Here is a 14,899-nt window from a genome sequence, read left to right on the forward strand (position 1 = left end):
CTGGGGGTGAACTTGCCTCAGGCTTGTTCAATTGCAGGGCGGTATTCAACATTTGCCCCACATCGCCTTCGTCCCAAAGGATGGCTTCCATGTTGCGAACGCATAAGCAGACTTTATCATCCGCTAAATCATACCAGATTTGCGTGGACGCACGGCGCGTTTTTACGAGGTTGTTGCGGCGCAGTTCCGCAAGTTGCTGGCTGAGTGCAGGTTGGCCTATGCCCTTTGCTAAGCGGTCATTTCGGATTTCACCTTTATAGTATCATTGGTTACTCATTTGTTGAGATTGTTCGCCCGCGCGGCGATCCATTCATCGACCCGGCGTTCAAGGATGGACAAAGGTTGCGAACCTGACGCGATCAAAAGGTCGTGGAAACCCTTGATGTCGAATTTTGCGCCAAGCGCGGCCTCAGCCTTTTTGCGCTCCGCCATGATCTTGAGCATACCGATTTTGTAGCCAGTGGCTTGCCCGGGCAGCGTGATATAGCGGCGTACTTCGGAACGTGACCGTTCAATCGGCTGCCGGCCCGTTATGTTCATATAGGTCACGGCTTGGTCCTCGGTCCAACCCAGCGCGTGGATGCCCGTGTCGGTCACGAGACGCGCTGCACGGAACAGCTCTGCATCCAGCCGCATGAAATCCGCTGCAATGTCGGGAAACGCATTCATTTCCTTGCACAATGCTTCGGCATATAGCGCCCAGCCTTCGCCAAATGCGACATAGCCAGTGACCGAACGGAACTTTGGCCCGCCTTGCTGCCGGACCTGAATGTCGCCCTGGGTGTTGTGCCCTGGAACCGCTTCATGACACATCAGCGTGTATAGCGCCGCCGGATCGGGGGTCGTACCCACGAGGTGCACATAGGTGCGGGCGGGGCGCTTGCCATCGGGGCTTGGCGCAGACGCGTGCGCGGCACCGCCGGCGACTTCGCTGAATGCAGGTTCGCGCACCACTTCAATACCGAAAGCTGGCGTCATGCCGAAATAGGCGGGCAACAGCGTGCGCGTTTTGGCGACAAAGGCATTTGCGGTGGCGAGATATTCGGCACGTGCGGCGTCGTCATACGGCTTTGGCGGATATAGCCTGGCGCGTTCGGCATAAAAAGCGCTGCGGTCCTTGAACCCTGCCTTTTGCGCTAAGGCGTCCTGTTCCGCTTCAATGCGCGCCACTTCGTGAAGACCAATTTTGTGAATTTGGTCTGCGGTATAGTCGGTTGTCGTGTTGAGCTTCAGTTCGTTTGCGTAATAGTCCGCACCGCCGGGAAGCGAGATGGCACCAACGCGGCCGCTTGGCGCAGCTGGCAAGCTTGCCTTGCCCCACGCAATCACGCGACCATAAGCAGGCTTCAGGTCAACAATAGCCGCGCGCGCTTCGGCGCGCATGGCGTCCGCATCGCCGCGCGAGATTTTGCCCGCGGTGACCAATGCTTCGGTCTTGGCCTGCACATCTCCCCAAAGCGCCGAGTCTGGTCCGGTCGTGAATGGCGCGCCGCTGGTGAGCTTCTCGCTGCCGGAAATGACGGACTCGACCTGAAATTTGGGTGCGCGAATGCCAACGCGTTCGCTCGCTTGCGTGCGTTCAATCGCCATGTCGAGCACCGCAGGCATGCCGCGCAGCCGGGCGATGTAATTCTTTAGGTCCGTGGCGTCGGCGACCCCATGGGTGTTGACCAAAAAATCTGCCAGCTGGCTGTGCACCGAATATAGACGCGAGTAGAAAGGCGGGCGGTACATCCGGTTCGCTTCGCTTATGACAGCGCGGTCGGCTTCCAACGCCCAGATGTCGAAATTCACCTGTGCTTCGGGCGAAAGGTCGGCGCGGTTGAATGCGGCCTTCATGCGGGCGACGCTTGCCTGACGCCATTTGACCTGTTCGGCTGCCGCATTGTCGCTGATATCATTCCAGCGGTCGCCGCCGTCTTTCAGGCCAAGGCGCGTTGCCACTTGGGGCTGTTGCTTGAGATATTCGCTGAATTCCGCATCCAGAAATGCGGTTAGCCGCGCATCTTCGCTGGCCATGCCGACGGACGTGGCCGGGGCTTGGGCATATACAAAGCTGGCTGGCAAAATCAGGTTGGCACAGACGGCTGCGACGCCCATTTTCAAAATGCTTTTCATAAACTCTCCGTATAATTGCTGCGGACCGTATGCCTGTGCGCCAGCCATGTGAAGCGATTTTAATGCGACGCACCTATGCCAGTTATTGGTCGGCGCAGATGAATTCACGTCACTGGCTTTTCGCCCGATGGCGCAATCGAAACCGTCAAGCTTTTGTCGGGAAACCCCGAACAGTATCGCGACGCTGCTATCGGGCTGAAAATTTCAGGCCGATCCAGAATATCCGGGGCGTTCCAAGGTCGATGGATGTTCCCACTTTGCGGGTCACAACCTCTTCATTGAGGATATTCTCAACCCGGCCGGTCAATGCGATCTGCCGGGTGAGGGGGATTTGTGCAAAGCCGTCAAAGGTAAGCGCCGATGGCAAAATATTCGCCTCAAGATCATCTTCGAATTGTGCGCCGACATAACGGGCTGTTGCGGACAATATTGCTCCGGCGCGTGGCGTCCACCGCACGGTCGCATTTGCAGCATGGCGGGGGCTTTGGGCGGGGGTGAGCCCGTTGAGGCCGCTGGCGATGCCTGATGCGCGCACTTTGCTGTGGCTGAACGCGTAAGATGCGGCAATGCTGACCGCACCAAATTGCGCTTCGCCGCTGAGCTCGGCGCCCTTGGCAATGACAGCATCGACATTGCCGCGCTGGCGCATATTATTGCCAATCGTGACGTTGGCGATGGCATCGTTGAGCCTGTTGTAGAATAATGTTGCGCCAAGTGTCACACCAGTGGCGGGCTGGACATCAAACCCCGCCTCGACACCGCGCAGCTTTTCCACGTTCAGCGCTTCATTGGCGCGCGTTGCTACGGGGAAGACGGTAAATGGGCGGTAGAGTTCGTTCAAAGTGGGCAAACGAAAACCAGTATAGGCCGCGGTACGGAACGCGATGCCATCGGTCGGCGCATAGAGTGCCCCGACCCGAGCGCTGGACTGCCAACGTGCGCGATCGGCAAAGGCATCATCGCGCACGACGGCTCCATTCGTAGCGCGCTCCGCAAAAAAGCCATTGGTTATCTTCCAACGGTCTGCGCGGATGCCGCCGGTGAGCGTCAGATTGCCAAGCGTCCAATCATTCTCTGCGAAAACACCAAATGTCGCGCTGTTGCCACCGGCGTTGCGGCGTGCGGTGACGAGGCCAGTGACGCCGCTGTAGACATCTTCAAACAGCTCGCCTTCGGATAGCCGCGCATCGACGCCCATGCGCAATTGATGATCGCCGCCAACGGGTGGCCTGACCTCAATTTTACCGCCGACGCCCGTGGATGGCGTGTTTCTTTGGTCGAGCGTTTTGCGGAACGACGTTGCGCTGATCACGATGTTGGTAAAGTTGCGCGCCTGAATATAGGCCAGCGCGTCGACTTGCCAGCGGCCCTGCGACACGATGCGGATGCTTGCGTCTTGTCCTTCTGAGCTGCTGTCTGCGCCTGCAAATCTTAACGTCCGATGGTCCTGAAAAATCAGCCCACGCAACTGCAGTTCAACACCGTCCGCCAACGGCGCAACGGCGCGTAATCCGGTTGACCAGCTGTCGTAGGCGGCGCGGACGTCGGTGGGCTGGCGGGTGGCGCTTGGCGCGGTGTAAAACCCGTCGCCGCGATCCCACCGACCCGATATGCTGACAAATCCGGCACCGAGATCAGTCGCGAGGCCAGCGGACAATTCGCTGGCGTTGCCGCTGCCGTAAAAGGCGGACAATGCCGCGTCGGGCAGGTCGGCCCGCCCCGCGCTGTTCAGTTCGATGGTCCCTGCGACGGCCCCTGCACCAAAGGCACCATTGCCGCCGCCGCGCGTGACGCGAATGGAGGATAAACGTTCGGGGGTGATCGCGCTAAAGGGGATGTAACCAAAAAACGGGTCGGCCTGAGGCACGCCATCAAGCAGCACCAGCGTGCGGCTTGACGCATTGCCGCCAAGCGCGCGCAAGGTGGCCCCTTGTGCCGATGGATTGGCTGAACGGCTGTCCGAACGCCGGAACTGTTGAAATCCGGCAACATCGGCGAGGATATTTTCGATGCGGCCAGACGCTTCGCTGGTTAAGCGCGCGCGGTCGATTTCCACCGAACCATAAGCCGGGTCACCCTTCGTCTGGTCGAGCCCTTTTCCGGTGACAATGATAATCTGTTCGGCGCTCTCCTGCGCATACGCGGCAGGCGCACCTATGACGAACGCCAATAGCGAGGTGCGAGCCAACAGCGTGATCATGCAGGTTCCCAAAAAATGAAGGATAAGGATATTGCGGCGTTCTGAAGCCCATATATGCACCGTCAGCAATTTTTGAACCATAATATACCGAGGTTGCATTAATGGTCCGACACGGGCATTGGCGGCGCACGGAATTAGGAGAAGAGCTATGCGTCAAATCGATCATTTCATTAGCGGTGGCACGGGCGCCAGCGCATCGCGTTTTGGCGACATAATGGATCCAAACAATGGCGGCGTTCAGGCCCGCGTTGCATTGGGCGATGCCGCTGTGTTGGAACGCGCGGTGCAGGCAGCATTGGCCGCGCAACCGGCGTGGGCGACGACTAACCCGCAGCGCCGTGCGCGCGTGATGTTTGAATTCAAGCGTCTGGTTGAAGCCAATATGGACGATCTGGCGCATATGCTTTCGTCCGAACATGGCAAAGTCATTGCCGACAGCAAGGGCGACATTCAGCGCGGGTTGGAAGTCATCGAATTCTGCTGCGGCATCCCGCATGTTATGAAGGGCGAATATAGCCAAGGCGCTGGCCCCGGCATTGACGTATATTCGATGCGTCAGCCTATTGGCGTTGGTGCAGGTATTACCCCGTTCAACTTCCCCGGCATGATCCCCTTGTGGATGTGTGGCCCCGCGATTGCGACGGGCAATGCCTTCATCATCAAGCCAAGCGAGCGCGACCCCAGTGTTCCTGTGCGGTTGGCGGAACTGTTTATCGAGGCTGGCTTGCCCGAAGGCATTTGCCAGGTTGTGCATGGCGACAAGGAAATGGTCGACGCCATTCTTGACCATCCCGCCATCGGTGCGGTTAGCTTCGTCGGGTCGTCCGACATTGCGCATTATGTCTACAATCGCGGCGTTGCCAACGGCAAGCGTGTGCAGGCCATGGGTGGCGCGAAGAACCATGGCATCGTCATGCCTGACGCAGACCTCGACCAAGTCGTCAATGATTTGGCGGGCGCGGCCTTTGGTTCAGCCGGTGAACGCTGCATGGCGCTTCCTGTCGTCGTGCCCGTTGGCGACGACACCGCAGAACGCCTGAAGGCGAAGCTCATTCCAGCGATACAAGCACTACGCGTCGGCGTCTCGACCGATGCCGAAGCGCATTATGGTCCTGTTGTAACCGCACAGCATAAGGCAAAGGTTGAGGTCTGGATCCAGACCTGCGTTGATGAAGGCGGCGAGCTGATTGTTGATGGACGCGGATTCAAGCTGCAGGGGCATGAAGAAGGTTACTTCATTGGACCAACCTTGTTCGACCACGTCACCACCGACATGGAAAGCTATAAGGAAGAAATCTTCGGCCCAGTGCTGCAGATCGTCCGCGCGGCCAACTTTGAAGAGGCCTTGGCGCTTCCGTCGAAGCACCAATATGGCAATGGCGTCGCGATCTTCACCCGCAATGGCCACGCCGCCCGTGAGTTCGCGGCACGCGTCAATGTCGGCATGGTCGGCATTAACGTGCCGATCCCGGTGCCGGTTGCCTATCACAGCTTTGGCGGCTGGAAACGCTCTGCCTTTGGCGACACCAACCAGCACGGCATGGAAGGCGTGAAGTTCTGGACCAAGGTCAAGACAATCACCCAGCGTTGGCCAGATGGCTCGCCCGACGGTGGCAACGCGTTCGTCATTCCCACCATGGGGTAAATCACATGAAAATCGCATTTATCGGTCTGGGCAACATGGGCGGCGGCATGGCCGCCAACCTCGTTAAGGCAGGGCACAAGGTAAATGCGTTTGACCTATCGGCCGACGCATTGGCACGGACGCAGGAAAATGGCTGCGCCACCTTTACGTCGGTGCGTGATGCGGTCGATGGTGTTGACGCGGTCGTATCGATGCTGCCCAATGGCAAAATCGTCGATAGCGTATTTGAAACCGATGTATTGGGCCATGCCCCCACAGGCGCGATATTGCTCGATTGTTCGACGATTGATGTTGATACCGCGCGCAAGGTGACGGCGGATGCTGTCGCAGCCGGCTATGACATGGTTGACGCGCCCGTCTCGGGTGGCATTGCGGCTGCAAATGGGGGCACATTGACCTTCATGGTGGGTGGCACCGATACTGCCTTTGCGCGGGCAGAGCCGATCCTGTCGGCGATGGGCAAGGCTGTCATTCAAGCTGGCGGATCAGGGGCCGGTCAGGCGGCAAAGATATGCAACAACATGCTGCTGGGTGCATCGATGATTGCGACGTGCGAAACTTTTGCCATGGCGGAAAAGCTCGGGCTCGACCTTCAAACCTTTTACGACATTTCGTCGAAAGCCTCTGGCCAAAACTGGTCGATGACCAGCTATTGCCCGGTTCCCGGCGTCGGACCGACATCGCCTGCGGATAATGATTATCAGGGCGGATTTGCGACCGCACTGATGCTGAAAGACCTTAAGCTGGCGATGGAAGCCGCGCAGTCCGTCAACGCCGATGTGCCCATGGGCGCGCGGGCGGCCGAACTATATGCGCAATTTGATGCAGACGGAAAAGGCGGCCTCGACTTTTCGGCGATCATTCAAAGCCTGAAAAACTAACGCCAGACATCTGGGCACTGCGCTTTGGTGATGCAGCGGGATTGCCAGCGCGACCCAAAACATTCTAGAACCATCGAGACATTCAATTTTACCCAGCGAGCAGATCGAAAATGGCCTGCGCTGATATTGAGGAGCTTACCGTGCAGTCAGTCACCACGCAGAAAATCGATGATATCCTTGTTGTTCTTGTCGATAACCCGCCCGTTAATGCGCTGTCATGGCATGTCCGGCAGGGGCTGAAGGACGGTTTTGAACAGGCACTTGCCGACGACTCGGTCAAAGCGATTGTGCTGCGTTGTGCGGGATCAACCTTCATTGCAGGCGCCGACATCACCGAATTTGGAAAGCCACTGCAAGATCCTGACCTCAACGTGGTTCTCAGAATCATCGAAACTGCGCCGAAGCCGGTTGTGGCAGCAATTCATGGCACAGCGTTGGGCGGTGGTCTAGAAACAGCGCTTGTCTGCCATTACCGTATCGCGGTGCCATCGGCCCGGCTTGGCGTTCCAGAGGTCAAGCTTGGCCTTTTGCCGGGTGCGGGTGGCACGCAACGGCTTCCTCGTGTCGTGGGGATTGAGGCTGCCGCAACGATGTGCGCACTTGGGGAGCATTTGCCCGCCGCCAAGGCCCAGGCAATTGGCTTAGTCGACCGGCTTGCCGGTGAAGACAGCTTGGCGGAAGATGCCATCGCTTATGCACGTGAATTGATTTCGGTTGGTCCTCGGCCCACCCGCGATCGGCCTATTTCTGGCGACGTCGGGGTTATTGAACAGCTGAAGGCTGCCAATGCGAAAAAATGGCGCGGCTTTGACGCGCCTTACGCCAATTTGGCGTGCGTTGAGGCCGCGACGCAACTGCCATTTGATGAAGGCATGAAATTCGAGCGCACTGAATTTCTTAAGCTGATGGGCGGGTCGCAATCGGCTGCGCAGCGCCACATGTTCTTTGCCGAACGACAGGCGGCGAAAATTGACGGACTGCCCAAGGATTTGGCACTGCGTAACATTAAGAAAGTCGGCGTTATTGGCGCAGGCACGATGGGCGGCGGCATATCGATGAATTTCCTATCCAAGGGGATTCCCGTGACCATCGTCGAAATGGTTCAGGAAAATCTGGATCGCGGTGTGGGTGTCATCCGCAAAAATTACGAAAATAGTGCCGCCAAGGGCCGCTTCACGACCGAACAAGTTGAGGGCATGATGGGTCTGTTGACGCCATCACTCGCGCTTGAGGACCTCGCCGATTGCGACCTCGTGATTGAAGCGGTGTATGAAAGCATGGACGTCAAGAAAGAGGTGTTTGGCAAGCTTGATGCCATTTGTAAGCCGGGGGCAATTTTGGCGTCGAACACATCCTATCTCGATGTCGATGAAATTGCGGATAGCACCTCGCGTCCTCAAGACGTGGTTGGCATGCACTTCTTCTCGCCCGCCAATGTGATGAAATTGTTGGAGGTCGTGCGCGGTGCAAAGACTGCGGATGACGTGCTCGCAACCGCGATGGCCATCGGCAAGAAAATCGGCAAAGTCGCGGTGGTCGCTGGCGTCTGTCACGGCTTTATTGGCAACCGGATGCTGTCAACGCGCCAACAGCCAGCGATGCAATTGTTGTTGGAAGGCGCAACACCTGCGCAAATAGACAAGGTCCATACCGATTTTGGCATGCCGATGGGGCCATTCCAGATGAGCGATCTCGCTGGCCTTGATATTGGCTGGCACCGCGACCCAAGCCGAATTGAAACGATCCGTGACGCCTTGTGCGCTGCCGGCCGTTTTGGTCAGAAAAACGGCAAGGGCTTTTACGATTATGATGAAAAGCGCGTCGGCACGCCAAGTGCTGAGGCGCTTGCTATCATAGAAGAGTTCCGGTCGACCTCTAACTTGCCGAAACGCGAGATCAGCGATCAGGAGATTGTCGAACGCACACTCTATCCGATGGTTAATGAAGGCTACAAAATACTTCAGGAAGGCAAAGCCCAGCGGCCATCCGATATCGATGTGGTCTGGATCTATGGCTATGGCTGGCCCATTTACCGCGGCGGCCCCATGTTCTGGGGTGATCTTGAAGGTGCTGGCAAGATCGTCGAAGCACTTGAGCGGCATGGCGTTGCGGTGGCAGAAAGCCTGAAGGCCAAGGCTTAAGCTCTAAGCGCCGATCAACAGTCATGTGTGCGAACGGTTGTCGCGAGCGGCGGCCGTTTGTACCTTATCGCGCAGCTACTGATCGCGAAACCACGTGCCGTTAACGGTCTTGTGCGGCTAGGCGTGTTCTGTGGACGTGATTGTTGGGTACTTCATGAAAAGAACCGGTCCTTTCATATAGGGGATTATACGTCAGGCATTTTGATTGGTGACTTCACTCAATGCGCCGATGAACTGGTCGGTGCATCGATCCCAATCGAAACTTTGCGCATATGCAGCAGCGTCGGCTTTGCGCACATTAAGCGCGTTCTGAATCGCAGAGGACAGGTCGTCGCTTAAAGATCCGATCGGTCGTGGCAATTCGGACCAGGGACCGCGGCCATCCGGACCGATAATATCCAACGGACCAGGGACGGGAAATGCAGCGACCGGAAGTCCAGATGCCAACGCTTCGATCATCACCAACCCAAATGTATCGGTTCGACTTGGAAATACAAAAACGTCTGCGCTGGCATAGGCGCTTGCCAGTTCAGTTCCCTTGAGCGTTCCCAGGAAAATGGCATTGGGATATTTTATCCTTAATTCAGACAAAGCAGGGCCGTCGCCTATAACGACCTTACTGCCTGCGACTTCCGCAGATAGAAAGGCTTCCAGATTTTTCTCCACGGAAACACGGCCCACGGAAATCATGACGGGTTTGGGTAGGTTTGCCAACCGGGGATGGTCGGGCTGATCTCCATGAAAAAGGCCATGGTCGATGCCGCGTGACCATAAGCGCGTATTGGGGATGCCCCGCACTGAAAGCTCATCCATAAGACCCCTTGTCGCGGTCAGGACGGCGCGAGATGGCTTATGGAACATCCGCATGATTGGCCAGAACCACTCAGCGGATAGCCCCGTTCGTACAGCAAGATAATCCGGAAAGCGGGTATGAAATGCCGAGGTAAAGGGCACATCATGCGCAAGGCACCATGCCCGTGCGCTCCAGCCAATTGGGCCTTCGGTCGCGATATGGACAATGTCCGGAGCCATGGCATGTAAAGCCTTGCACACGCCAAAGCGGGGTGCCAGCGCAAGGCGGATTTCCGCATAGCCGGGGCAGGGAATGGTGGTGAACCGGTCCGGTGCGATCACTTCGACGGTATGTCCGCGCGATTTCAGCCGGTTGACCGTTTCGGTCATCGTCCGGACAACGCCGTTGACTTGCGGCAGCCAAGCGTCCGTTGCGATGGCGATCCTCACGCCGCGATCGAAGCCCGCTTTTCGGCAGCTTTACGGACATGCTCGGCCCAATCGATAATCGCCATGGATCCGTCTTTCGCCTCGGTCAGCGCGGTGCAGCTTTCGACCCAGTCGCCGTCATTATAATAGGTAATCGATCCAAACTGCCGGATTTCTGCAGAATGGATGTGACCGCACACAACGCCCTGAACACCGCGAAGCGCGGCCTCGCGCGCCACCACTTCTTCATATTGCCCGATAAACTGCACTGCGTTTTTGACGCGCATTTTCAGATAGGATGAAAGCGACCAATAAGGCATGTTCAACCTGCGGCGCACTGCATTGAGAACGACGTTGGCTTTCAACAGCAACGTATACGCTTGGTCACCCAAGAAGGCGAGCCAGCGGGCATATAGCACGATGCCGTCAAAGGCATCGCCGTGCGTTACAAGCAAGGCACGGCCGTCGGCGGTGTGATGGATCGCCTCCAACTGCACCTCGACCCCGCCAAAGCTCAGGCCCGCATAATCGCGGAACATTTCGTCATGATTGCCGGGAATATAGACGACGCGGGTCCCGCGATGCGCCATTTTCAACACCCGTCTGATGACCTCATTGTGCTGGTCTGGCCAATACCAACCCTTGCGTAACCGCCAGCCATCGACAATGTCGCCGACCAGATAAAGCGTCTCACATTCGATGGAATGCAGAAAATCGCTCAGCAGTCCCGCCTGGCACCCTGCTGTCCCCAAATGCACATCAGAAATCCACACCGTGCGAAACCGCATCTTTGGTTGGTAGCTTTTGGGTTCGGGCTTATCGAACCATGCCGGCAGTTTTGGACCTTTTTCGTCGCTTTTAAAAAGCAGGCTGTCGCTTAATTCAGTGGTTGTCATACTGCCCATCCCTCGGTGTCTTAATGAAACCCTAAACGAGGGATGAGTCATGTGCGTGGCAGATCAATGACAGATTTTTTGCCATTAAGAATTGCCAATTGTCATTATCGGACCGCAGGCATCTCTGCGTCAGGCAGAAGCGCACCCATGGCTTTGGCAAGCGTTGGTGCGATGGAGCGCATGTCGATTTCGCCCAGGCTGCGTCCCTTGGCAACGCCTTTACCTATCATCATGAAGCTTGACCGCATCAATGGGCTATGGGGAAAATATCCGTGCATGCCCTTGCTGCCAGACGCGCTCACCAATGGCGCATCCGGTCCCTTGAAGCCGCCTGCATACGCATTGGGGGCATAGCTGATGTAAAAGCTCGCTTCCGGATTTGCGCCAAGGCGCGCTATTTCTGCGGGCTCTGCAATTTCTGCGATGCAGTTTTTCGGATCGGCCTTGAGCGTAGCTAACACACCTGCGACACGCGCTTTCAGCGCGGCGTCATCTGGACGTGCCAAAATGATCGCTGACGATCCGCCCGAGTTCCAGGGGCTGGCTTCCCAGCGTTTGATTTTGCCGTTACCGTCGAGCACAATCAGGCCAGCGTCGATGAACGCACGGTACAAGTTGATTTCGGTGTCGACCTTGGAAAAGCCATGGTCCGATACAACAGCAATGACGCTATCGGGATGCGCTGCCATTTGCGCGGAAACGATCTGGCCAACGACCTTATCGATCCGAACTAAAACAGCATAAGCTGCGGCTGTGTCTGGACCTTTTTCATGCTGCTCATGGTCGAGCGCGGTCAGATACACAGTTGTGAAATCGGGTTTTTCGCGCGTGATAAGCGCGGCGGCGAAACGGCCGCGGGTTTCGTCACCCTCTATGCTCTCGTCAATGCCTGGCGCGTAGCTGCCAAGTTCTGTTTCAAGCGCTTCGATAAGGCCCGGTGTCGCAAGCGCCTTTAGCAGCTTTGCATCATCATTATGCCCCGTCCGCCATATCTGCGGGATGTTCCATGTAACGGCTTTCGCCTGAACGCTGACCGGCCAGTGAATATTTGCTGTGCGCAGTCTAGCCTTCGCAGCCGCATCCCACAAGGTGGGGACTTTGAAATCTGTGGCGTACCAATACCATCCGCCTTGGTTGATCTGCATGGGATCAAAGCTGTTATTGCCGACAATGCCGTGCTTTGCGGGGCTAGCACCCGTTAGCAAAGTTGCATGGCTGGGATAAGTGACGGTCGGAAGAACGCCCTTCACCTTGTCCGCGTAGGTTCCGTTCGTGATAAATTGTTTCAGGTTGGGAACCTGTATGCCGCGCTCTTCGGACTTCAGAATGTCTGCGGGCTGCAAACCATCAATTGAGATCAGCAGCACCGGCTCAGCCGAAGCCGCCGATGGCAGCGCGCTCACAAGGAGCGCGCTGCCAATCAGCAAAGCCGATTTCATCAGAAACCAGCTTTCAATGTTACAAAAACCTGACGCGGTGAACCCGCCAGCAAGGTTTGGTTATCGCCGCTGTTGCCAAAGCCGTTTGAACCAATGGTAGAGACATACTCTTTATCGAAAAGGTTCGTGGCATTCAGTTGCAGTTCAAGCGGTGCACGAAGCCCCGCATTCAGGCGGTAACCGACTGTGGCGTCAACGAGGACACGGCCGGGTACCGAGCGATCATTCAAATAGTTGAAGTAACGCTTGCTCATGTAATTGGCACCAACGCGTCCGAAGAATGCGTCATTGTCATAAGCCACTTCGCCGCGCAGCAGATGCTTTGGCGTGTCGACGACTTCCTTGCCCTTCGTGGCGATAACCGCCGTTGGGGTGATGACGTTTTCTCGATATGTTGCACCTGTGTAGCTATATGATGCGAACAAGGTCATGCCGCCGCCCAGACGTACATCGCCTGCGGCTTCAAAGCCGAGCGAGCGGACGCTGCCGACATTTTGCAGAATGGCAGGGTTCCCGACGATGCCTGCGCCGGTTTGTACACCCAGCAGGCGGTTGCGGAAGTTGACATAATATAAACCGATCACGCCGTTGAAGACATTGTCGTTGTAACGTGCGCCCAGCTCAAACGTGTCCGAGCTTTCTGGCTTCAGGTCACGTGTGACCAAGGCGTTGAAGCCGGCTTGCGTTGTGGCGAATGGTCCGCTTGTGGCTGATGAAACAAACGCGCGGGTGACTTGCGTGAAACCACCGAAGATTTCGGCTTTATCCGTCATCTTATATGCAACGCCTGCATGCGGTTGGAACCAGTCTTGCGACTTGATTTTGCCGGCAGCCAACGACCCCTGAATACGTGGGTCGGATTCATTATTGACCTGGAAACCCTTCCAACCAAGGTTGATAGTCAGATCGCCAAGGCTGATCTTGTCCTGCACATAATATTGCAGCGTGTCGGTGTTGAAATCGAACAGCCACTGCGTGAAGAACGGGTTGCGCAAGAACTTAGTGTGATCAAGGCCAGGCGTCGTGTTGCTTTCATAGGCATAAAAACGACGCGCTTGCGTGAAGTCGTTATGCTCGTACCAGCCACCGACAGTTACCGCATGGTCGCCAACTTCAGCGTTCAGCGAGCTGAATACGCCGCCACGTTGGATGTCATACTCGGTTGTGCGCGCCGACATGGGCACGCCATTTGGACTTGGAACATATGGAGTGCCCCATGTACCTTGACCGGTATTATTGTGATAATAGGCCTTGATCTTGAAGGTGACGCCATCGGCCAAAGGCGCGGTCAGGCCATAAGAAGCGAGCGTATCTTTGCGCAGGCCCGAAGCATCATAATAGCTGTCGTCGAGATTATTGATTGGGGCAACATATACACCGCGTGCCGCGGAAATCGCCTTGGCATAATCGGGGAAATAGTTGTCATGGTCATAACCGAGGCGATTGATCATCTCGAGCGAGAGATCCTGATAATCCTGCTCAGCGCGGTCGGAATAGGAGAAGAATCCGTCAAATTCGGCATCACCCACTGGAATGATGGCCTTGGCGTTTACGTGCATGCTGCGCTGTTCGCCGCCGCCCTTCCACTTGTCGGCATTGTGGTAAACGCCGGATAGAAATCCGCGAACGCCGCCCGCTTCACCAAAATTGATGCGGCCAAATGCGCGCATCGTGTTGGACGAACCATAGGTCAGGTTCGCATCAACGCCGAAGCCGTCGCTTGGGTCAGCCGAGAAAAACTCGAGCGTGCCGCCAAGGTTGTTCGTGGCTTGTGTGCCAATGGAGCCCGAACCTTGCGAAACGCGGGTAACGCCGATGTTTTCCGAAATGATTGCGCGGCCAATGTGCAGGCCGTTGTTGTTACCATAGCTTGAATCGCCCAACGGAATGCCGTCGAGTGTGTAGCCGAGCTGGTTCTGGTTAAAGCCACGGATCGAGACCCGGCTTGACCATTCATATGTTCCAAACGGGTCGGCAGATTGAAAGCTGACGCTTGGCAGCTTCTCAATGGCTTTCAATGGGCTGGTACCTGGCGCGAGGATCAGAAGTTCTTTGTTCGACACTTCTTGAACCTGACGGGTCTCGCCTTGGCCGAACACGACGATTTCGGCATCTTCCGCGTCGGCGGTTGTTGGAGCATTCGATTGCTGCGCCATAACTGGCACAGATCCGAAAGCGACTCCGGCTAAAAGCATCACTGTAATTTTACGCATTTTGGTACCTTCCCTGCATAGGTTTGCAGCGCCCAACTAGGGAAGGGTGGTGGCACTTTGATGCGGTTCTTGTGCGACTTTGATAGAAGTTATGTGTCTGAAATATTACTGAATTTAAAGCGCGGATTCTGCATCATCAAACAAG

General features: G+C 56.5%; 9 protein-coding genes. 3 read left to right on the top strand and 6 right to left on the bottom strand.

Annotated features, from left to right (window positions below; translation table 11 throughout):
- Positions 1 to 273 precede the first annotated feature (273 nt).
- The gene (locus tag ACIQ0G_RS00245; protein WP_397576157.1) at positions 274 to 2,118 is read right to left on the bottom strand and encodes a DUF885 domain-containing protein; all 1,845 of its coding nucleotides are present in this window, start codon (positions 2,116 to 2,118) and stop codon (positions 274 to 276) included.
- A 187-nt stretch (positions 2,119 to 2,305) separates the two neighbouring features.
- Positions 2,306 to 4,318, bottom strand: a complete 2,013-nt coding sequence (locus tag ACIQ0G_RS00250) for a TonB-dependent receptor plug domain-containing protein (protein WP_397576158.1) — start codon at positions 4,316 to 4,318, stop codon at positions 2,306 to 2,308.
- 148 nt (positions 4,319 to 4,466) lie between these two features.
- Here ACIQ0G_RS00250 and ACIQ0G_RS00255 point away from each other — a divergent pair, with 148 nt between their 5' ends.
- The 3 genes from ACIQ0G_RS00255 to ACIQ0G_RS00265 all read left to right on the top strand — a co-directional run bounded on the left by ACIQ0G_RS00255 (position 4,467) and on the right by ACIQ0G_RS00265 (position 8,985).
- The gene (locus tag ACIQ0G_RS00255; RefSeq protein ID WP_397576159.1) at positions 4,467 to 5,963 is read left to right on the top strand and encodes a CoA-acylating methylmalonate-semialdehyde dehydrogenase; all 1,497 of its coding nucleotides are present in this window, start codon (positions 4,467 to 4,469) and stop codon (positions 5,961 to 5,963) included.
- 5 nt (positions 5,964 to 5,968) lie between these two features.
- On the top strand, positions 5,969 to 6,844 hold the full coding sequence (gene mmsB / locus ACIQ0G_RS00260; RefSeq protein WP_397576160.1) for a 3-hydroxyisobutyrate dehydrogenase: 876 nt from the start codon (positions 5,969 to 5,971) through the stop codon (positions 6,842 to 6,844).
- Between the two features lie 110 nt (positions 6,845 to 6,954).
- Entirely contained in the window at positions 6,955 to 8,985 is a 2,031-nt protein-coding gene (locus ACIQ0G_RS00265) for a 3-hydroxyacyl-CoA dehydrogenase NAD-binding domain-containing protein (RefSeq protein WP_397576161.1), read from the top strand.
- A 192-nt stretch (positions 8,986 to 9,177) separates the two neighbouring features.
- Here ACIQ0G_RS00265 and ACIQ0G_RS00270 read toward each other — a convergent pair whose 3' ends face one another.
- The 4 genes from ACIQ0G_RS00270 to ACIQ0G_RS00285 all read right to left on the bottom strand — a co-directional run bounded on the left by ACIQ0G_RS00270 (position 9,178) and on the right by ACIQ0G_RS00285 (position 14,754).
- A complete protein-coding gene (locus ACIQ0G_RS00270) occupies positions 9,178 to 10,227 on the bottom strand; it encodes a glycosyltransferase family 4 protein (protein WP_397576162.1) in 1,050 nt (349 codons plus the stop codon).
- Positions 10,224 to 11,102 carry a UDP-2,3-diacylglucosamine diphosphatase gene (locus ACIQ0G_RS00275; RefSeq protein WP_397576163.1) on the bottom strand — a complete coding sequence of 293 codons (879 nt, stop codon included), beginning with the start codon at positions 11,100 to 11,102 and terminating at the stop codon, positions 10,224 to 10,226. Before ACIQ0G_RS00275 ends, ACIQ0G_RS00270 begins: the two co-directional genes overlap by 4 nt.
- A 104-nt stretch (positions 11,103 to 11,206) precedes the next feature.
- Positions 11,207 to 12,541 (bottom strand): alkaline phosphatase family protein, encoded by a 1,335-nt coding sequence (locus ACIQ0G_RS00280; protein WP_397576164.1) that lies wholly within the window; start codon positions 12,539 to 12,541, stop codon positions 11,207 to 11,209.
- Positions 12,541 to 14,754, bottom strand: coding sequence for a TonB-dependent receptor (locus ACIQ0G_RS00285; protein ID WP_397576165.1), 2,214 nt, complete (start codon positions 14,752 to 14,754; stop codon positions 12,541 to 12,543). The genes ACIQ0G_RS00280 and ACIQ0G_RS00285 overlap by 1 nt, the downstream gene beginning before the upstream one ends.
- Between the last annotated feature and the right edge of the window lie 145 nt (positions 14,755 to 14,899).

This window comes from Sphingorhabdus sp. (genome assembly GCF_044354325.1).
GTDB lineage: Bacteria > Pseudomonadota > Alphaproteobacteria > Sphingomonadales > Sphingomonadaceae > Sphingorhabdus_B.